Genomic DNA, 21356 nt, shown 5'->3' on the forward strand with positions numbered 1-21356 from the left:
AAAGACATTCAAGCGAGACAATAAAGCAGACCAATAACAACGAGCCATAACCACGCTATCAATGACACACCGCACTACGACCAAACAACTGCCACACAAAGCTTCAAATCTCAGATAAGACAAAACACTGAGATAACAAAAAACCTAAATATATCCGTTAGCGCATAGTCCGATAAAGAACCGTCAGTGCTATCTGGCATCTGCAACCAATCATCTACAGCCAAAGCCGCAATAAATTTGCGCTCGCGCCAGGGGTTCTTTAAAATTGCGGCTAATTCACAACCATGGTTTTGCTATGCAACTTCTTTGTCAGCAAGCAGCTGAACAGTACTCAAGTTTTCGCCTGCCTTATCAACTCGACCAGGTATTTCTCGCCGCCGATATTGCGGATCTTAAGCAATTTAGTGGACCGGATTATCCAACAGTATTAGGCGAGGGTACTAATACCATCTTTTTGGCGACGCAACATAAGCCGGTGTTACGCTATCTTGCTAAGGCGAAAAGCCAACACACCGATACTGACCATGTTCTGTTACACGTTGAAGCTGGCCATAACTGGCATCAACTGGTCAATTGGACGATAGAGCAACAGTTATGGGGCCTGGAAAACCTGGCTTTAATACCGGGCTCTGTCGGCGCAGCGCCGGTACAGAATATTGGTGCTTATGGTGTCGAGCTCTCAGATCGCTGTAGCTACGTTGATTTCTACGACTGGCAGCGCCGTGAAGTAGTACGGATACCAGCATCCGAGTGCCAGTTTGCTTATCGTGATAGCATTTTTAAACAGCAATTACAGGGCCGCGGCGTGATAGTGGCCCTTGGCCTGACGCTATCACGCCAGCCTTTGCCAGTGCTGAACTATCCCGGCTTAAAAGAGTTACCAAAAACAGCCAGTTTGCAGCAGATTTTCGAAACTGTTATCCAGATCCGGCAAAGTAAGCTTCCTGATTACCGGCAGCTGCCCAATTGTGGCAGCTTCTTTAAAAACCCTGTTATTACTGAGCGTCAGTTTCAACTTATACACAATAACTATCCAACGCTGCCCGGCTATCCACAAGCAGACGGTGTCAAGGTACCTGCTGCCTGGTTAATAGAGCAAGCTGGTTTCAAAGGCGTGGTAGTTGATAACGTCGGCTGTTATCAGAAGCAACCGCTAGTCATTGTGAATTATGGCCTGGTTGATAGCGCGCCTTTACTGGCTTTAATCGCTACCATTCGTAGTACCGTGCTGCAGCGCTTCGCCATTGAGCTTGAACCTGAAGTCAGATTGCTCAATGGCGCCGGAAAGCACCATGTCCCAACCTAATTTACAGCTACAACGGCAGTTGCTGGCTTTACTTGCTGACGGCAAGTTTCACTCAGGTCAGCGTCTGGCTGAACGTTTTGGTTTAAGTCGTACCGCAATCGCCAATAACCTGCAGCAGTTAAGTCAACTCGGGTTAGATATCTTTAAGCTAAAGGGCAAGGGCTACGCACTCTCCAGCCCATTGCAGCTATTAGATGCGGCAGTGATCCGTAACTTACAGTGTAACGAAGTTCCGGAGATCCGGGTGCAGCATATTACTGACTCTACCAATGCGCAGCTACTGGCACTGATCCAGGCCGGTAAGCCGTTACAGCCGGGGCAAGTGATCGTGGCCGAGGCGCAAACCGCTGGAAGGGGGCGCCGTGGGCGGCAATGGTTTTCGCCCTTTGGTAGCAGTCTATACTTTAGTTGCTATTGGCGATTGGAGCAGGGGATCCCTGCTGCAATGGGATTGAGCCTGGTTGTTGCCTGCGTATTAGCAGAACTGTTACAGCAAGATTATCACGTACCGGCGCAAGTAAAATGGCCTAATGATTTATACATTAACGGAGCAAAAGCCGCCGGTATTCTGGTTGAGTTGGCAGGGCAAGCGGATGCAGTGTGTGAGTTAGTTATCGGCATAGGCTTAAATATTCGTTTGCCGCAGCTGGCAGATCAGAGCATCGACCAACCATTTACGGATCTGCAAACTCACGTAGCAGCAACGATTGATCGCAATGTGCTAATTGCCCGTTTGCAGCAGCATCTAATCGGTGCTTTGGAGCTGTTTAATGCAGCGGGCTTTGTACCTTTTCAACAGCGTTTTAATCTGTTTGATCTTTATGCCGGCAAGGTAGTTAAACTCAGCGGTAGCAAAGAGACCAGCGGCATTTGTCGCGGTGTGGATCAACAAGGTGCGCTGCTTCTTGAAACTGCGACTGGCTTACAGACGTTTTATGGCGGAGAGCTCAGTTTAAGAGGAGCAACCTGATGCAGCTACTATTGGACCTGGGAAACAGTAGGTTAAAAGCGGTGCTATATCAGAACGGCCAGTTCCAACAGTTGGCATTCGATTCGGTTGCTGGCTTGCTTAAACTACCTGTTACTGCAGCTTACCTGAGCAGCGTAGCAACAGAGCAGAAAACGACAGAGTTGTTACAAGGTCTGCAAGCGGCAAGTTTTCCAACGACACAATTACATACGGAAGCCAGTGCTTTTGGGCTGATTAATAGCTATGTCGAACCACAACGGCTTGGTGTTGACCGCTGGTTAGCGATGCTAGGTGCTTATCGTTCTTATCCGGCAGCTCGTCAGTTAATCGTCGACGCCGGAACCGCTGTAACCTTTGATTGGTTGGAGGAAAATCGTCATCTGGGTGGGTGGATCTTGCCCGGATTACAATTACAGCAGCAAGCACTACTGGCTCAAACTGCGCGGATACATAAGGCGCAGCAGCTGATGCCAAACCTCGCTCCGGGCTGTTCTACCAGCGCCGGTGTCGAAAACGGTGCTTTGGCAGCAATAATAGGTGCAATCCGTTTGGGCTGGCAAACTACACCGGCACAACAACTGCTGCTCACCGGGGGTGATGCCGAACTGTTAAAAAGCTATCTGCCTGATCTACCAGTGTTGGTTGATCCCTTTTTGTTATTTAAGGGTATTGCGCAATACATCGACAATTAAAAGCTGTTTTGGCTAGCATTTAGCCACTTGGCCAAGAAAATCGGCTTTTTTCGTGTTTTTCTGTTGCGCGACTTTCCGCATTCCACTAGAATTCGCACCCACTGACGTAGTGCCGCTTTAGCTCAGTTGGTAGAGCAACTGACTTGTAATCAGTAGGTCATCCGTTCGACTCGGATAAGCGGCACCATTAGTGGAGGGGTTCCCGAGTGGCCAAAGGGATCAGACTGTAAATCTGCCGGCACTGCCTTCGAAGGTTCGAATCCTTCCCCCTCCACCATCTTCGTCAGGAGAATAGCTACGAGAAGGCCGCGGGCATCGTATAATGGCTATTACCTCAGCCTTCCAAGCTGAAGATGCGGGTTCGATTCCCGCTGCCCGCTCCAAAAAGATCACAATGCTGATATAGCTCAGGCGGTAGAGCGCGTCCTTGGTAAGGACGAGGTCCCCAGTTCGATTCTGGGTATCAGCACCATCTTGCAAGCCTCCCTCGTAAGCATTACAATGCTGATTTTTCAATCACTGCCGTTTTGTTTAATAAGGGTTACTTATGGCTAAGGCTAAATTTGAACGCGTAAAACCGCACGTAAACGTAGGTACAATCGGCCACGTTGACCACGGTAAAACTACACTGACAGCTGCTATCACTAACGTATTAGCTAAGCACTACGGCGGTCAGGCATTTGCTTTCGATCAAATCGACAAAGCACCGGAAGAAAAAGCTCGTGGTATCACGATCAATACTTCACACGTAGAATATGACACTCCAACTCGTCACTACGCCCACGTAGACTGCCCAGGCCACGCTGACTATGTTAAGAACATGATCACTGGTGCTGCGCAGATGGACGGCGCTATTCTGGTAGTAGCGGCAACAGACGGCCCAATGCCACAGACACGTGAGCACATCCTGTTATCACGTCAGGTAGGCGTACCGTACATCATCGTGTTCATGAACAAGTGTGACATGGTAGATGACGAAGAGCTGTTAGAGCTGGTAGAGATGGAAGTGCGTGAGCTGCTGTCAGACTACGACTTCCCAGGTGATGACCTGCCAGTAATCCGTGGTTCAGCGCTGAAAGGCCTGGAAGGCGACGCTGAGTGGGAAAAGAAAATCCTGGAGCTGGGTGAAGCACTGGATACTTACATCCCTGAGCCGGTACGTGCGATTGATAAGCCATTCATCATGCCAATCGAAGACGTATTCTCAATCGCGGGTCGTGGTACAGTAGTAACAGGCCGTGTAGAGCAAGGTATCATCAAAGTTGGTGAAGAAGTTGAAATCGTAGGTATCAAAGATACTACGAAGACAACCTGTACTGGTGTAGAGATGTTCCGTAAGCTGTTAGACGAAGGTCGTGCAGGTGAGAACATTGGAGCCCTGTTACGTGGTACCAAGCGTGAAGACGTAGAGCGTGGTCAGGTACTGGCGAAGCCAGGTTCAATCAAGCCACACACTAAGTTCGAAGGCGAAGTGTACGTACTGTCAAAAGAAGAAGGTGGTCGTCACACGCCATTCTTCAAAGGCTACCGTCCACAGTTCTACTTCCGTACCACTGACGTAACTGGTGCAGTAGAGCTGCCAGAAGGCGTAGAGATGGTAATGCCAGGCGACAACCTGAAGTTCGTAGTTGAACTGATTTGCCCAATCGCGATGGACGAAGGTTTACGCTTCGCTATCCGTGAAGGTGGTCGTACAGTAGGTGCTGGCGTAGTATCTAAGATCATCGCTTAAGTCATACTGTTGTACAAAGAAGGCTCCGCAAGGGGCCTTTTTTGTCACTTTTTTGCAATTGAAAACGGCATCAAGCTGTAAGCTGAGCTTGTTTTAGTCCGCTGAGACAGTATAATGAGCGGCTATTTAACGACAGTGAGTCAGGTCGTTGGTAATTTTACAGGGGCATAGTTCCAATTGGTAGAACAGCGGTCTCCAAAACCGATGGTTGGGGGTTCGAATCCCTCTGCCCCTGCCAAATTTCGCGCCCGGTATTAAACCGGAGCTATTATGTTAAGTGTTTAAATAACATAATTAAGTTAATTTAAGTGAGTGGAAGCATGAGCGCAGTAAGCGAAACACCAAAAAGCGGATTAGACCTGGTAAAGTGGCTGTTAGTTGTCGTTATCCTGTCTCTAATTGTGGTCGGTAATTATATTTATGAATTATCAACTCTGGAGAAGGCTATAGCGATAGTGGTGTTGGTTGCTGCTGCCGGTTTTATTGCCGCACAAACAACTAAAGGAAAGATCTTCCTCAACTTCGCTAAAGAATCCCGTACCGAAGTACGTAAAGTGGTGTGGCCAACTCGCCAGGAAACAATGCAGACAACCTTGGTTGTCATTGTTGCCACCATCATTATGGGTTTAATTTTATGGGGACTGGATGCGATTTTATTACGCGTTGTCTCTTTCTTTACCGGACTGGGGATTTAAGTCATGGCAGGAAAAATGCGTTGGTATGTCGTTCAGGCGTTTTCGGGGTTTGAGCAAAAAGTTGCTACATCGCTGCGCGAACATATCAAAATTCATCAGATGGAAGACAAATTCGGTGAGGTGTTAGTACCTACTGAAGAAGTGATTGAAATGCGTGCCGGTCAAAAACGTAAGTCCGAGCGTAAATTCTTCCCTGGTTATGTCTTAGTTCAGATGGAAATGTGTGAAGAAGCCTGGCACTTAGTCAAGAGTGTACCTCGCGTACTGGGCTTTATCGGTGGTACCTCAGATCGCCCAGCTCCGATCTCTGAAAAAGAAGCCATGACTATCCTGAATCGTCTGCAAGACAATGCTGATAAACCGAAGCCGAAAACGCTGTTTGAAGCTGGTGAAGTCGTTCGGGTTACTGAGGGTCCATTCGCTGACTTTAACGGTGTAGTTGAAGAGGTGGATTACGAGAAGAGCCGCGTAAAAGTATCGGTTCTGATCTTTGGACGGGCAACACCAGTCGAATTAGAATTTGGTCAAGTCGAAAAGGCCTGATTATAAGCTTGTAACGGGGCGCAGATTAAAATATAATCTGCGCCCTTTTTATCGTAAGGGAAGCCGTTTGAGTAAGTGTCCTCGCACTTACAAGGCAAAGACCCACTAACAGAGGTGAAACATGGCAAAGAAAGTCACTGCACTTATTAAACTGCAGGTAAAAGCCGGTATGGCAAACCCGTCGCCACCAGTTGGTCCGGCGTTAGGTCAGCACGGTGTTAACATCATGGAATTCTGTAAAGGCTTCAATGCCCGTACAGAGAGCCTGGAAAAAGGCATGCCTATTCCAGTTGTTATCACAGTATATAGCGACCGTTCATTCACATTTGAAACCCGCACTCCACCAGCGTCTTTCTTATTACTGAAAGCTGCTGGTCTGAAAGGTGGTTCAAGCCGTCCAAACACCCAGAAAGTTGGTAAAGTTACTGCTGCTCAAATCGATGAGATCGTGAAAGTAAAACAACCAGACTTAACAGCTGCGGATCACGCTGCTGCCGTGCGTACTATCGAAGGTACTGCACGTTCAATGGGCTTAGTGGTGGAGGGCTAATAGATGGCTAAATTAACTAAACGCGCTAAGTTAATCCGTTCTAAAGTTGATTCAACTCGCGAATATGAGATCAACGAAGCTGTTGCGCTGTTAAAAGAATTATCAGCTGGCAAGTTTGTAGAAAGCGTTGACGTAGCAGTTAACCTGGGTATCGATGCCCGTAAATCTGACCAGAACGTACGTGGTGCTACTGTACTGCCGCACGGTACTGGCCGTACTGTTCGTGTTGCTGTGTTCACCCAGGGTGCTAACGCAGAAGCGGCTAAAGCAGCCGGTGCAGACATCGTTGGTATGGAAGACTTAGCTGAACAAGTTAAGAAAGGTGTTATGGATTTTGACGTTGTTATCGCCTCTCCGGATGCGATGCGCGTTGTTGGTATGCTGGGTCAGATCTTAGGTCCTCGCGGCCTGATGCCTAACCCGAAGACCGGCACTGTTACTCCTAACGTTGCTGAAGCAGTTAAGAACGCTAAAGCAGGTCAGGTACGTTACCGTAACGACAAGAATGGTATCATCCATTCAACCATCGGTAAGCTGGATTTCGACGCTGACAAGCTGAAAGAAAACTTAGAAGCCTTACTGGTTGCGCTGAAGCGTGCTAAGCCTTCAGTAGCTAAAGGTGTGTATATTAAGAAAGTGACTATTTCTTCTACACACGGTGCAGGTTTAACCCTGAGCCAGGCTTCGTTAAGCGCTGCTGTTTAAGCGCTTTACAGCTAAGGGCAGGTTAATTTATAATCTCGCCCTCTTTTTTCGGGTAGAAGCGGTTGTTGTTTAGGCAATTAATCGCTTCCGTCCAAGACCGTAGGTGTTACGCTGTTTCGATAGCCGTAACTTAATAAACCAACCTACGCAGACGGTGTAGGCCCCAGAACGAATTATATTCTTCTGGTCTCACCGTAAATCGCGCGCTGGCAACCGTCAGCGATGTGTAGGCAACCGGGCATTATGCCCGGATGAACCAGGAGTTAAGAGCCAATGGCTATTAAGCTTGATGACAAAAAAGCAATTGTTGCTGAAGTCCAGGAAGCTGCCAAAGGTGCTTTATCTGCGGTAGTCGCAGACGCTCGTGGTGTCACTGTAGGCAAAATCACTGCGCTGCGTAAGCAAGCGCGTGAAGCAGGTGTATGGGTAAAAGTTGTCCGTAACACCTTAGCTCGCCGTGCAGTAGAAGGCACCGAGTTTGAGTGTCTGAAAGATGTATTCGTAGGCCCGACGTTAGTTGCGTTTTCTAAGGAGCACCCAGGTGCTGCAGCGCGGATCTTCAAAGATTTCGCCAAAGATAACAAAAACTTCGAGCTGAAAGGTGCAGCTTTCAATGGCGCCACAGTGAATATTGAACTGTTAGCCTCGTTACCAACTTACGACGAAGCTATTGCACGTTTAATGAGCACTATGAAAGAAGCAGCAGCCGGCAAACTTGTACGTACAATTGCCGCGGTTCGCGACCAAAAACAAGAGCAAGCCGCGTAATTTTACGTTTGGTTTGATAAAGTTTAATCGGGCCAAGGCCCACAATTTAGGAATCTGAGCAATGTCAGTGACTAAAGAGCAAATCTTAGATGCAATCGCAGCAATGTCTGTAATGGAAGTTGTTGAATTAGTATCTGCAATGGAAGAGAAGTTTGGTGTTTCTGCCGCCGCTGCCGTAGCTGTTGCTGCTGGCCCAGCTGCTGTTGTTGAAGAACAAACTGAATTCAACGTAATCCTGGCTGGTGTTGGTGCTAACAAAGTTGCTGTTATCAAAGCAGTACGTGGCGCTACCGGTTTAGGTCTGAAAGAAGCTAAAGATCTGGTTGAAAGCGCTCCAGCGCCAATCAAAGAAGCTGTTTCTAAAGCTGAAGCTGAAGCTCTTAAGAAAGAACTTGAAGAAGCTGGTGCTTCTGTTGAAATCAAATAATCTGGTGCAAACCAGATTAGCTGCCTGAAGTTCAGGCCGGGCTGGTGATGAATTAATCACCGGCCTTTTTGCGCTGTGGGACAATGATTTCCCCACCCCTGTAGTTACCATGCCTGGTAGCTAACGCCACCGAAAGGTGGTTGGGAAAAAAATCAGCAAGCTGAGGAACCCCATGACTTACTCTTATTCTGAGAAGAAACGTATCCGTAAGGACTTCGGCAAACGTCCGGAAGTATTGGATGTGCCATACCTGTTGTCGATTCAGATTGAATCATTCAGCAAATTTATCGAGCCAGATCCGGAAGGTGAATACGGTTTAGAAGCCGCGTTCCGCTCTGTATTTCCAATCAAAAGTTATTCAGGCAGCGCCGAATTACAGTACGTAAGCTACCGCATTGGGGAACCCGTATTTGACGTCAAAGAATGTCAGATCCGTGGCGTGACCTACTCAGCACCATTACGGGTTAAATTGCGGATGGTGTTATTCGATAAAGAAGCACCAGGCACCATCAAAGACATCCGCGAGCAGGAAGTCTACATGGGTGAAATCCCGTTAATGACTGAGAACGGTACCTTTGTTATCAATGGTACTGAGCGGGTAATCGTTTCTCAGCTACACCGCAGTCCTGGCGTGTTCTTTGACCATGACCGCGGTAAAACGCACTCTTCAGGTAAAGTTCTGTATAACGCTCGGGTTATTCCTTACCGTGGTTCCTGGTTAGATTTTGAATTCGATGCCAAAGACAGCCTGTTTGTGCGGATTGACCGTCGCCGTAAATTACCAGCGACCATTCTGTTACGTGCGTTAGAATTCAGCACAGAAGAAATTCTGGCTACTTTCTTTGAAAATACCCGCTTTGATATCAAAGATGGCAAGATTTTGATGGAAGTAGTACCAAGCCGTCTGCGCGGTGAAACTGCAGCTTTTGATATTAAAGATAACGATGGCGAAGTGATCGTAGAACAAGGCCGTCGTATTACTGCCCGTCACGTCCGTCAGTTAGAAAAAACTGGCTTAACGATGATGGAAGTACCACATGAATATGTGGTAGGTCGGGTGCTGGCGAAAAATTACGCTGACCGTTCAACCGGAGAGATTATTGCCGAGGCGAACGCAGAGCTCACACTGGAGCTGTTAGCAAAACTAAGCAAAGCCGGCTATGACAGTTTTGAAACCCTTTATATTAACGATCTGGATCAGGGTGCTTATATCTCTGAAACTTTACGGATCGATCCGAGCAGCAACCGGATGGAAGCACTGGTAGAAATCTACCGTATGATGCGCCCGGGTGAGCCGCCAACACGCGAAGCTGCCGAAACCTTATTTGAAAATCTGTTCTTCTCTGAAGATCGTTACGACCTTTCTACGGTAGGCCGGATGAAGTTTAACCGTCGGGTTAACTTTGATGAAGGTACCGGTGCTGGTGTATTGAGTAAAGAAGATATCCTTGCCGTGATGAAAGTCTTAATCGACATCCGTAACGGTAAAGGCGAAGTGGATGATATTGACCACCTGGGTAACCGTCGTATCCGTTCAGTCGGTGAAATGGCTGAAAACCAATTCCGTGTTGGTTTAGTTCGGGTAGAGCGTGCTGTAAAAGAACGTCTGTCGTTAGGCGATTTAGATGCTGTAATGCCACAGGATCTGATCAACGCTAAGCCAATTTCTGCTGCGGTTAAAGAGTTCTTCGGTTCCAGCCAGCTGTCACAGTTTATGGATCAGAACAACCCACTGTCTGAAGTGACGCACAAGCGCCGTATTTCTGCACTTGGCCCGGGCGGTTTAACCCGTGAGCGTGCCGGTTTCGAAGTTCGTGACGTCCACCCAACACACTATGGTCGGGTTTGTCCTATCGAAACACCTGAAGGTCCGAATATCGGTCTGATCAACTCGTTATCGATTTTTGCTCAGACTAACGAATACGGTTTCCTGGAAACGCCATACCGCCGGATTGAGAACGGTGTGGTGACTGATGAAGTGGATTTCCTGTCAGCGATTGAAGAAGGTAACTTCGTGATCGCTCAGGCAAACGCTGAGTTAGACGAGAACAACCGTATCGTGGAAGGCCTGGTACCTTGCCGGTTTAAAAACGAATTTACGCTGATGCCATCATCAGACGTGCAGTATATGGACGTTGCGCCACAGCAGATCGTTTCTGTTGCTGCTGCCTTGATCCCGTTCCTGGAACACGATGACGCTAACCGGGCACTGATGGGTTCGAACATGCAACGTCAGGCGGTACCAACACTACGTGCTGATAAGCCGTTAGTTGGCACCGGTATTGAGCGCGTGGTAGCGAAAGACTCGGGCGTAACCGTAGTGGCGAAACGTGGTGGTACTATTGACTATGTTGATGCCAGCCGTATCGTAATTAAGGTTAATGAAGATGAAATGGTACCAGGCGAAGCCGGTATCGATATCTACAACCTGACCAAATATACCCGTTCTAACCAGAACACCTGTATTAACCAGCGTCCTTGCGTTAACCATGGTGAGCCAATTGAGCGTGGCGATGTACTGGCTGATGGTCCGTCTACCGACTTAGGTGAACTGGCCTTAGGTCAAAACTTACGCGTAGCGTTTATGCCGTGGAACGGTTACAACTTCGAAGACTCGATTTTGTTATCTGAGCGTTTAGTGCAAGAAGATCGCTTAACCACTATCCATATTCAGGAATTAAGCTGTATCGCTCGCGATACCAAATTAGGGCCTGAGGAAATCACTGCTGATATTCCAAACGTCGGTGAATCTGCACTGTCGAAGCTGGATGAAGCGGGTATCGTTTATATCGGTGCTGAAGTGAAAGGCGGCGACATTCTGGTTGGTAAAGTCACCCCTAAGGGTGAGAGCCAGTTAACACCGGAAGAGAAGCTGTTACGTGCCATCTTCGGTGAAAAAGCCTCTGATGTGAAAGATACTTCACTGCGGGTACCAAACTCGGTAACAGGTACTGTTATTGACGTGCAGGTATTTACCCGTGATGGCGTAGAGAAAGATAAGCGTGCCCGTGAAATCGAGGAAATGGAAATCAAACAGGCTAAGAAAGACCTGAATGAAGAATTCCGTATCCTGGAAGCCGGTATCTTCAGCCGTGCCCGCAACCTGCTGGAGCAAAGCGGTTTAGATCGCGCCAAGCTGGATACGTTAAAAGGCGATGCGCTGTTTAACCAGAGCCTGGCAGATGAAGATAAGCAAAACGATCTGGAACAATTAGCGGCGCAATACGAAGAAATTCGTATTGAGTACGATAAAAAGTTCGAAGCCAAGCGCCGTAAAATTGTGCAAGGCGATGATTTAGCACCTGGCGTGCTGAAAATTGTTAAAGTGTATCTGGCAGTGAAACGTCGTATTCAGCCTGGTGACAAGATGGCGGGTCGTCACGGTAACAAGGGTGTAATCTCGACTATCGTCCCTGTGGAAGATATGCCATATGACGAGAAAGGTCAGCCGGTTGATATCGTACTGAACCCACTGGGTGTACCGTCACGGATGAACATCGGTCAGATCCTGGAAACGCACCTAGGCTTAGCGGCCCGCGGTATCGGTGACAAGATTGACGCCATGATCAAAGAGCAGAAAGAAACGGCGGAAATCCGTGACTTCCTGAAGAAGGTATATGCGCTGGGTGAATCACGTCAGAACGTGGATATCGAGAGCTTTAGCGACGATGAAGTACGCCGTTTAGCCGAGAACCTGCGTAAAGGCTTACCTGTTGCGACGCCGGTGTTTGATGGTGCCAAAGAGTCAGAAATCAAACAACTGTTGGAACTGGGTGACCTGCCGTCAAGCGGTCAGATCACGTTGTATGATGGTCGTACCGGTAATACTTTCGAACGGAAAGTTACCGTAGGCTATATGTATATGCTGAAACTGAACCACTTAGTTGACGATAAGATGCACGCCCGTTCTACTGGTTCGTACAGCCTGGTTACGCAGCAGCCGCTGGGTGGTAAGGCGCAGTTCGGTGGTCAGCGCTTCGGTGAGATGGAAGTGTGGGCGCTGGAAGCTTACGGTGCGGCATACACGTTACAAGAAATGCTTACCGTTAAGTCTGACGACGTCAACGGTCGTACCAAGATGTATAAGAACATCGTTGACGGCGACCACAGAATGGAGCCTGGCATGCCAGAATCTTTCAACGTATTGATGAAAGAAATCCGTTCGCTCGGTATCAATATCGAATTGGAAGAGGAATAAACCGACCTTGTGTTGGCGGGGCAGTGAACTGCCCCATTCCGGTTTACCTCTTACAGGAGAGCAAAGGTGAAAGACTTATTAAAGTTTCTGAAACAGCAAACTAAAACTGAAGAGTTTGATGTTATCCGTATCGGTTTATCCTCGCCGGACATGATCCGTTCATGGTCATTTGGTGAAGTGAAAAAACCTGAAACGATCAACTACCGTACCTTTAAACCCGAGCGTGACGGTTTATTCTGTGCCCGGATCTTCGGGCCGGTAAAAGACTATGAGTGTCTGTGTGGTAAGTACAAGCGCTTAAAGCACCGTGGTGTGATCTGTGAAAAGTGTGGCGTAGAAGTTACCTTGACCAAAGTACGTCGCGAGCGGATGGGCCATATTGAGTTGGCCAGCCCAACTGCACATATTTGGTTCCTGAAATCACTGCCTAGCCGTATCGGTTTATTACTGGATATGACACTGCGTGATATCGAGCGTGTGCTGTACTTCGAAAGCTATGTGGTAACCGAGCCAGGTATGACATCTTTGGAGCGTCGCCAGATGCTGACCGAAGAAGAATACCTGGACGTGCTGGAAGAGCATGGTGACGAGTTTGAAGCCAAGATGGGTGCGGAAGCGATTCTGGACATTTTGAAAGGCATCGATTTAGCCACTGAAATCAAGCAAATGCGTGAAGAGTTGCCAACCATCAACTCAGAAACCAAGCGTAAGAAAATCAGCAAGCGTTTGAAGTTAATGGAATCATTCCACACCTCTGGTAACAAGCCCGAGTGGATGATTATGACGGTGCTGCCAGTGTTACCGCCGGATTTACGTCCGTTAGTACCATTGGATGGTGGTCGTTTCGCGACTTCAGATCTGAACGATTTATACCGCCGCGTCATTAACCGGAACAACCGTCTGAAGCGTCTGTTAGACCTGTCAGCACCGGATATCATTGTACGCAACGAAAAGCGGATGTTGCAGGAAGCGGTGGACGCGCTGTTAGACAACGGTCGTCGCGGCCGGGCTATCACCGGTAGCAACAAGCGTCCGCTGAAGTCTCTGGCTGATATGATTAAAGGTAAACAGGGTCGTTTCCGTCAGAACCTGTTAGGTAAGCGCGTAGATTACTCAGGTCGTTCGGTAATTACCGTAGGTCCTACGCTGCGTTTACACCAGTGTGGTCTGCCGAAGAAAATGGCACTGGAACTGTTCAAGCCGTTTATCTATGGCAAGCTGGAAGCCCGTGGTTTAGCCACCACTATCAAAGCTGCCAAGAAAATGGTTGAGCGCGAAGAAGGTGCAGTATGGGACGTACTGGACGAAGTCATCCGTGAACATCCGGTACTGTTAAACCGGGCACCAACACTGCACCGTCTGGGTATCCAGGCATTTGAGCCGGTACTGATTGAAGGTAAAGCGATCCAACTGCACCCATTAGTGTGTGCGGCCTATAACGCTGACTTCGACGGTGACCAGATGGCGGTACACGTACCGTTAACGCTGGAAGCGCAGTTAGAAGCTCGTGCTCTGATGATGTCGACCAATAACGTCCTGTCGCCAGCGAACGGTGAGCCGATCATTGTTCCGTCACAAGACGTTGTATTGGGTCTGTACTACATGACGCGCGAAGCGGTAAACGCGAAAGGTGAGGGCATGATGTTCAAGAGCCCGAAAGAAGCCGAAAAAGCGTTCCGCGCCGGTGTTGCCAGCCTGCATGCCAAAGTTAAAGTGCGAATGACTGAAATCACGATTCAGGAAGACGGCAGCAAAACCAGTAGCACCGCAGTAAAAGATACCACTGTTGGTCGGGCTATCCTGTACTCCATTCTGCCGGAAGGTCTGAGTTTCGACTCCGTTAACCAGGCAATGGGTAAGAAGCAGATTTCTCGCCTGTTGAATGGTGCTTACCGCCGCATCGGTCTGAAGCAAACCGTTATTTTAGCGGATCAGATCATGTACACCGGTTTCCATTACGCAATGTTATCAGGTGTGTCGGTTGGTATTGACGATATGGTGATTCCAGCGGCGAAAACCGAGATCATCGACGCAGCTGAGAAAGAAGTAGAAGAGATCCAGGACCAGTTCCAACAAGGTCTGGTTACCGCCGGTGAAAAGTACAACAAAGTTATCGACATTTGGTCAACCGCTAACGAAGCCTTATCCAAGGCGATGATGGATAACCTGTCGAAAGAAAACGTGGTTGATCGCGACGGCAATACTGTACAGCAGCAGTCGTTCAACTCGGTGTATATGATGGCTGACTCTGGCGCCCGGGGTTCACCGGCGCAGATCCGTCAGCTGGCAGCAATGCGGGGTCTGATGGCGAAGCCAGATGGCTCAATCATTGAGACACCAATTACTGCGAACTTCCGTGAAGGTCTGAACGTATTACAGTACTTTATTTCAACCCACGGTGCCCGTAAGGGTCTGGCGGATACCGCACTGAAAACAGCAAACTCGGGTTATCTGACCCGTCGTCTGGTTGACGTGGCGCAAGACTTAGTTGTTACTGAGCATGACTGTGGTTCAGAGCAAGGCATTATCATGAAACCACTGATTGAAGGTGGTGACGTGGTAGAAGGTCTGCGTGAGCGGGTGCTGGGCCGGGTAGTGATTGGTGATATCGTTTCACCAACTACAGGTGAAGTACTGGTCGCTGACGGCACCATGCTGGACGAGCAACTTTGTGACCTGATTGAGAAAAACTCAATTGACGAAGTGCACGTACGGTCAGTTATTACCTGTCAAACCGATTTTGGTGTTTGTGCCAAGTGTTACGGCCGGGATCTGGCGCGCGGTCACCTGATTAACCCAGGTGAGGCAGTCGGTGTTATCGCTGCGCAGTCAATCGGTGAACCAGGTACTCAGTTAACAATGCGTACCTTCCACATCGGTGGTGCGGCGTCACGGGCCTCCGCAGAGAACAGTGTCCAGGTTAAGAATGCCGGTACGTTAAAACTGCACAACGCCAAGTTTGTTCGTAATGCTGATAACAAGATTGTTATCACGTCACGTTCAGCTGAGGTGACGGTATTTGACGAGTTAGGCCGTGAGAAAGAGCGTTATAAACTGCCATACGGTTCGATCCTGACCACAGATGACAATGCAAAAGTTACTGCCGGCCAGATCGTCGCTAACTGGGATCCGCACTCACACCCAATTATCGTTGAGCGTGGCGCTAAAGTGTCGTTCAGTGATGTTGACGATACCAACACTGAAGTACAAATGGATGAGCTGACCGGCTTAACCCGTACTGTAGTGAAAGACCTGGCTAAAGCGAACGCCAAAGAGCCGAAGCTGATTCTGGCGACGGACGATGGCGGTCTGCAGGAAATTCGTCTGCCAAGTTTCACCACTATTGAAGTGGCCGATGGTGATAACGTGGTTACCGGTACTGTACTGGCACGTATTCCTCAGGAAAGCTCAAAAACTCGCGACATCACCGGTGGTCTGCCACGCGTTGCTGACTTGTTCGAAGCGCGTAAACCGAAAGACCCGGCCATTCTGGCTGAGATCTCAGGTGTCATTGGCTTTGGTAAAGAAACCAAAGGCAAACGCCGTCTGGTGATTACACCGGATCAGGGTGAAGCTCATGAAGAGATGATCCCGAAATGGCGTCAGGTCAACGTGTTTGAAGGTGAACGCATTGAGAAAGGTGAAGTGCTGTCAGAAGGTCCGGAGTCAGCACATGACATCCTGCGTCTGCGTGGTATTCACCATGTTGCCAGCTATATTGTGAACGAAGTACAGGACGTTTACCGTCTGCAAGGTGTAAAGATCAACGACAAGCACATTGAGACCATTATTCGTCAAATGCTGCGTAAGTGCGTAATCACGCATCCTGGCGATAGTGAGTTCCTGGAAGGCGAACAAGCGGAAGTCGCGCGCGTCAATATCGCGAATCGTGAACTGGAAAATGCCAATAAGATGCCTGCACAATACGAGCGCGTATTGTTAGGTATCACTAAGGCGTCCCTGTCTACCGATTCCTTTATTTCTGCGGCCTCGTTCCAGGAGACCACCCGCGTTCTGACTGAAGCTGCCGTAGGCGGTAAAGTTGACGAACTGCGTGGTCTGAAAGAAAACGTTATTGTGGGTCGTTTGATCCCGGCTGGTACAGGCTTTGCCTATCACCAGAACCGCGCTCGCCTGCGTGGCGGCAATAATGACGTTGTTGAACCGGTAATGAGTGCGGAGTCGGCCGAACAGGCTCTGACTGATGCACTGAATATGGATTTATCGGGCAACGACGAGTAAGCAAGATACAACACCTGCCGGCATTAAAACGCCGGCAGTGTGCTTTGTAACTTGACAGGTCAAAGCTTGACCATTAGAATTCCGCGGCCTCATTCTCGGGGGCGGAATTTTTCACGTTTATTGGGTTTTATTAACCAGGAGTATTTAATGGCAACAATCAACCAGCTAGTGCGTAAGCCGCGCAGCCAGGTAGTAGCCAAGAGCACCGTACCGGCGCTTGAAGCTTGCCCGCAAAAGCGTGGTGTTTGTACCCGTGTATACACCACTACACCTAAGAAGCCAAACTCTGCATTACGTAAAGTATGCCGTGTTCGTTTAACCAACGGATTCGAAGTAACTTCTTACATCGGTGGTGAAGGCCACAACCTGCAGGAACACAGCGTAGTGCTGATCCGCGGTGGCCGGGTAAAAGACCTTCCAGGTGTGCGTTACCACACCGTACGTGGCACATTAGACTGTGCAGGCGTAAAAGACCGTAAACAAGGCCGTTCTAAGTACGGCGCCAAGCGGCCTAAGAAATAACGGTACTCCGTTAGTAAGGCCAAACTAAACAACTTTTTTTATTTATTGTATTAAAAGTTTTGGAATCACCTGAAGCAATCGGAGTTTCGAATGCCTAGAAGACGCGTCATCGGTCAACGTAAAATCCTTCCAGATCCTAAGTTCGGAAGTGAATTACTGGCCAAATTTGTAAACGTCGTAATGGTCGACGGTAAAAAATCAATCGCCGAATCAATTGTATACGGCGCATTAGATATTGCAGCAACGAAATCTAAGAAAGAGCATATCGACCTGTTCGAAGTTGCTCTGGATAACATTCGTCCATCTGTTGAAGTTAAATCACGTCGCGTGGGTGGTTCTACCTACCAGGTGCCGTGTGAAGTTCGTCAGGTGCGTCGTAATGCTTTAGCCATGCGCTGGTTAGTAGAAGCTGCCCGTAAACGTGGTGAAAAATCTATGGCTCAGCGTCTCGCAGGCGAGATGCTGGACGCAATCGAGAATAAAGGTTCAGCGGTTAAGAAACGTGAAGACGTGCACCGTATGGCCGAAGCGAACAAAGCGTTCGCACACTTCCGCTGGTAAGAATTTCTTAACTGAGAGGAAATTATTGTGGCACGTACAACTCCAATCGAACGTTACCGTAACATTGGTATCTGTGCTCACGTTGATGCCGGCAAAACCACTACTTCCGAGCGCGTCCTGTTTTATACAGGCCGCTCGCATAAGATTGGTGAAGTGCACGATGGTGCGGCAACAATGGACTGGATGGAGCAGGAGCAAGAGCGGGGTATTACTATTACCTCAGCGGCAACGACTGCATTCTGGTCTGGTATGTCGCAGCAGTTCGAGCAGCATCGAATTAACCTGATTGATACCCCCGGCCACGTAGACTTCACTATTGAAGTCGAACGGTCGTTGCGGGTGCTTGACGGTGCGGTAGTGGTGCTGTGTGGCTCGTCAGGTGTACAGCCACAAACAGAAACTGTATGGCGACAAGCTAACAAATACGAAGTGCCGCGGATGATCTACGTCAACAAGATGGATCGCACCGGTGCTAACTTCTTGCGCGTGGTAAAACAGGCGAATGATCGTTTGAATTCCCGCTGCGTACCGATCCAGTTACCTATTGGCGCCGAAGACCAGTTCAAAGGCGTGGTTGACCTGATCAAAATGAAGGCAATCAACTGGAACGAAGACGATCAGGGTATGACTTTTACTTATGAAGACATCCCGGCAGCGATGCTGGATGAATGTAATGAGTGGCGGCAGAACATGATCGAGGCGGCAGCCGATGCCAGCGAAGAGCTGATGGATCGTTATCTGGAAGGTGAAGAATTCACTGAAGAAGAGATCCGTCAGGCGCTGCGCAAGCTAACGCTTAGCAACGAAGTCGTATTAGTGATGTGCGGTTCGTCCTTTAAAAATAAGGGCGTACAGGCCATGCTGGATAATGTGGTGTATTTCCTGCCATCACCAACCGAAGTTAAAGACATTCGCGGTATTTTACCGGACGAGTCTGAAGGTATTCGGGTTTCCGGTGATGATCAGCCATTTGCTGCATTAGCATTTAAAATTGCTACCGACCCCTTTGTTGGTACTTTAACTTTCTTCCGTGTTTACTCAGGTGTTGTTGAGTCAGGCTCAGCGGTATACAACTCAGTAAAAGACAAGAAAGAGCGGATTGGCCGCATTGTACAAATGCATGCCAATGCGCGTGAAGAAATCAAAGAAGTTCGGGCCGGCGACATTGCGGCAGCAATTGGTTTGAAAGACACAACAACAGGTGACACTCTCTGTGATCAGGATAATCCGATTATTCTTGAGCGGATGGAGTTTCCTGAGCCGGTAATTTCTGTCGCAGTTGAACCGAAAACCAAAGCCGACCAGGAGAAAATGGGCGTTGCCCTAAGTAAACTGGCAGCGGAAGATCCGTCTTTCCGGGTACATACCGACGAAGAAACCGGACAAACCATTATCTCAGGTATGGGCGAGTTACACCTCGATATCATCGTTGACCGCATGAAGCGTGAGTTCAAGGTTGAAGCTAACGTGGGTAAACCACAAGTTTCATATCGCGAAACGCTGCGCGGCAAAACGGAAGTTGAGGGTAAGTTTGTTCGTCAATCTGGTGGTCGTGGTCAGTTTGGTCACTGTTGGTTACGGCTGGAGCCGTTACCGGAAGGCGAAGGTTATAAGTTTGAAAATGCTGTGGTCGGTGGGGTAATTCCAAAAGAATTTATTCCGGCAATCGACAAGGGCATTCAAGAGCAGATGAAAAACGGCGTATTAGCGGGCTATCCGGTAATCGACGTTAAAGTCACGGTGTTTGACGGCTCTTACCACGATGTTGACTCGAGTGAAATGGCATTTAAAATTGCCGCTTCAATGGGCTTCAAAAAAGGCGCACTGCAGGCCAAGCCTGTACTGCTGGAACCTATTATGAAGGTTGAAGTAGTGACGCCAGAAGACTTTATGGGCGACATCGTTGGTGATTTAAACCGTCGGCGCGGTATTATCAACGGTATGGAAGATGCACCGGGCGGTATTAAAATTATCGCTGCCAATGTGCCGCTGTCCGAAATGTTTGGTTATGCCACTAATATGCGCTCACTGAGTCAGGGCCGTGCCTCCTATTCGATGGAGCCACTGAACTACCAGGAAGCACCGAGCAATGTCACGGAAGCGATTATCGCTTCACGTAAAGCATACGATTAATGATTAACAGGCCCGGTTTCGGCAGGGCCTAAATTCTGACTAAGAAGGGTCTACAAATGGCTAAGGCTAAATTTGAACGCGTAAAACCGCACGTAAACGTAGGTACAATCGGCCACGTTGACCACGGTAAAACTACACTGACAGCTGCTATCACTAACGTATTAGCTAAGCACTACGGCGGTCAGGCATTTGCTTTCGATCAAATCGACAAAGCACCGGAAGAAAAAGCTCGTGGTATCACGATCAATACTTCACACGTAGAATATGACACTCCAACTCGTCACTACGCCCACGTAGACTGCCCAGGCCACGCTGACTATGTTAAGAACATGATCACTGGTGCTGCGCAGATGGACGGCGCTATTCTGGTAGTAGCGGCAACAGACGGCCCAATGCCACAGACACGTGAGCACATCCTGTTATCACGTCAGGTAGGCGTACCGTACATCATCGTGTTCATGAACAAGTGTGACATGGTAGATGACGAAGAGCTGTTAGAGCTGGTAGAGATGGAAGTGCGTGAGCTGCTGTCAGACTACGACTTCCCAGGTGATGACCTGCCAGTAATCCGTGGTTCAGCGCTGAAAGGCCTGGAAGGCGACGCTGAGTGGGAAAAGAAAATCCTGGAGCTGGGTGAAGCACTGGATACTTACATCCCTGAGCCGGTACGTGCGATTGATAAGCCATTCATCATGCCAATCGAAGACGTATTCTCAATCGCGGGTCGTGGTACAGTAGTAACAGGCCGTGTTGAGCAAGGTATCATCAAAGTTGGTGAAGAAGTTGAAATCGTTGGTATCAAAGATACTACGAAGACAACCTGTACTGGTGTAGAGATGTTCCGTAAGCTGTTAGACGAAGGTCGTGCAGGTGAGAACATTGGTGCCCTGTTACGTGGTACCAAGCGTGAAGACGTAGAACGTGGTCAGGTACTGGCGAAGCCAGGTTCAATCAAGCCACACACTAAGTTCGAAGGCGAAGTATACGTGTTGTCAAAAGAAGAAGGTGGTCGTCACACGCCATTCTTCAAAGGCTACCGTCCACAGTTCTACTTCCGTACCACTGACGTAACTGGTGCAGTAGAGCTGCCAGAAGGCGTAGAGATGGTAATGCCAGGCGACAACCTGAAGTTTGTTGTAGAACTGATTTGCCCAATCGCGATGGACGAAGGTTTACGCTTCGCTATCCGTGAAGGTGGTCGTACAGTAGGCGCTGGCGTAGTATCTAAGATCATCGCTTAAGTCATACTGTTGTACAAAGAAGGCTCCGCAAGGGGCCTTTTTTGTTTCTGAAACTTTATTCAAACACTTGT

Annotated in this window: 16 protein-coding genes and 5 tRNA genes; all 21 read left to right on the forward strand. The window is 48.7% G+C overall.

Features of this window, described 5'->3' with window-relative positions; all coding sequences use genetic code 11:
• Positions 1-295: 295 nt before the first annotated feature.
• Positions 296-1306: a UDP-N-acetylmuramate dehydrogenase gene (murB, locus tag AGRI_RS12070; protein WP_008985216.1), complete on the forward strand. Its 1011-nt coding sequence runs from the start codon at positions 296-298 to the stop codon at positions 1304-1306.
• Positions 1293-2276 (forward strand): bifunctional biotin--[acetyl-CoA-carboxylase] ligase/biotin operon repressor BirA, encoded by a 984-nt coding sequence (gene birA, locus AGRI_RS12075; RefSeq protein ID WP_008985217.1) that lies wholly within the window; start codon positions 1293-1295, stop codon positions 2274-2276. Before murB ends, birA begins: the two co-directional genes overlap by 14 nt.
• On the forward strand, positions 2276-2968 hold the full coding sequence (locus tag AGRI_RS12080; RefSeq protein ID WP_008985218.1) for a type III pantothenate kinase: 693 nt from the start codon (positions 2276-2278) through the stop codon (positions 2966-2968). Before birA ends, AGRI_RS12080 begins: the two co-directional genes overlap by 1 nt.
• A 111-nt stretch (positions 2969-3079) precedes the next feature.
• Positions 3080-3155 (forward strand) — tRNA-Thr (locus AGRI_RS12085).
• Between the two features lie 5 nt (positions 3156-3160).
• A tRNA-Tyr gene (locus tag AGRI_RS12090) sits at positions 3161-3245 on the forward strand.
• Positions 3246-3276: 31 nt separating this feature from the next.
• Positions 3277-3351, forward strand: a tRNA-Gly gene (locus tag AGRI_RS12095).
• A gap of 13 nt (positions 3352-3364) precedes the next feature.
• Positions 3365-3440, forward strand: a tRNA-Thr gene (locus tag AGRI_RS12100).
• 75 nt (positions 3441-3515) lie between these two features.
• Entirely contained in the window at positions 3516-4700 is a 1185-nt protein-coding gene (tuf, locus tag AGRI_RS12105) for an elongation factor Tu (protein ID WP_008985219.1), read from the forward strand.
• Positions 4701-4861: 161 nt separating this feature from the next.
• Positions 4862-4938, forward strand: a tRNA-Trp gene (locus AGRI_RS12110).
• Positions 4939-5020: 82 nt separating this feature from the next.
• Positions 5021-5395 (forward strand): preprotein translocase subunit SecE, encoded by a 375-nt coding sequence (gene secE, locus AGRI_RS12115; RefSeq protein WP_008985220.1) that lies wholly within the window; start codon positions 5021-5023, stop codon positions 5393-5395.
• Between the two features lie 3 nt (positions 5396-5398).
• Positions 5399-5938, forward strand: coding sequence for a transcription termination/antitermination protein NusG (nusG, locus tag AGRI_RS12120; RefSeq protein ID WP_197408409.1), 540 nt, complete (start codon positions 5399-5401; stop codon positions 5936-5938).
• A 121-nt stretch (positions 5939-6059) separates the two neighbouring features.
• Positions 6060-6488, forward strand: a complete 429-nt coding sequence (rplK, locus tag AGRI_RS12125) for a 50S ribosomal protein L11 (protein ID WP_008609611.1) — start codon at positions 6060-6062, stop codon at positions 6486-6488.
• 3 nt (positions 6489-6491) lie between these two features.
• Positions 6492-7193, forward strand: coding sequence for a 50S ribosomal protein L1 (rplA, locus tag AGRI_RS12130; RefSeq protein ID WP_008609609.1), 702 nt, complete (start codon positions 6492-6494; stop codon positions 7191-7193).
• Between the two features lie 273 nt (positions 7194-7466).
• Complete coding sequence (gene rplJ / locus AGRI_RS12135) at positions 7467-7961, forward strand: 50S ribosomal protein L10 (RefSeq protein ID WP_008985221.1); 495 nt, start codon at positions 7467-7469, stop codon at positions 7959-7961.
• A 61-nt stretch (positions 7962-8022) separates the two neighbouring features.
• Positions 8023-8388: a 50S ribosomal protein L7/L12 gene (gene rplL, locus AGRI_RS12140; RefSeq protein WP_008985222.1), complete on the forward strand. Its 366-nt coding sequence runs from the start codon at positions 8023-8025 to the stop codon at positions 8386-8388.
• A 172-nt stretch (positions 8389-8560) separates the two neighbouring features.
• Positions 8561-12586 (forward strand): DNA-directed RNA polymerase subunit beta, encoded by a 4026-nt coding sequence (gene rpoB, locus AGRI_RS12145; protein WP_008985223.1) that lies wholly within the window; start codon positions 8561-8563, stop codon positions 12584-12586.
• Between the two features lie 66 nt (positions 12587-12652).
• Complete coding sequence (rpoC, locus tag AGRI_RS12150; RefSeq protein ID WP_008985224.1) at positions 12653-16828, forward strand: DNA-directed RNA polymerase subunit beta'; 4176 nt, start codon at positions 12653-12655, stop codon at positions 16826-16828.
• 147 nt (positions 16829-16975) lie between these two features.
• The gene (gene rpsL / locus AGRI_RS12155; RefSeq protein WP_008985225.1) at positions 16976-17350 is read left to right on the forward strand and encodes a 30S ribosomal protein S12; all 375 of its coding nucleotides are present in this window, start codon (positions 16976-16978) and stop codon (positions 17348-17350) included.
• 90 nt (positions 17351-17440) lie between these two features.
• Complete coding sequence (gene rpsG / locus AGRI_RS12160) at positions 17441-17911, forward strand: 30S ribosomal protein S7 (RefSeq protein WP_008985226.1); 471 nt, start codon at positions 17441-17443, stop codon at positions 17909-17911.
• A gap of 27 nt (positions 17912-17938) precedes the next feature.
• Entirely contained in the window at positions 17939-20044 is a 2106-nt protein-coding gene (fusA, locus tag AGRI_RS12165; protein WP_008985227.1) for an elongation factor G, read from the forward strand.
• Between the two features lie 56 nt (positions 20045-20100).
• A complete protein-coding gene (tuf, locus tag AGRI_RS12170; protein WP_008985219.1) occupies positions 20101-21285 on the forward strand; it encodes an elongation factor Tu in 1185 nt (394 codons plus the stop codon).
• Positions 21286-21356: the final 71 nt, after the last annotated feature.

Source organism: Alishewanella agri BL06 (assembly GCF_000272005.1).
Classification (GTDB): Bacteria; Pseudomonadota; Gammaproteobacteria; order Enterobacterales; family Alteromonadaceae; genus Alishewanella; species Alishewanella agri.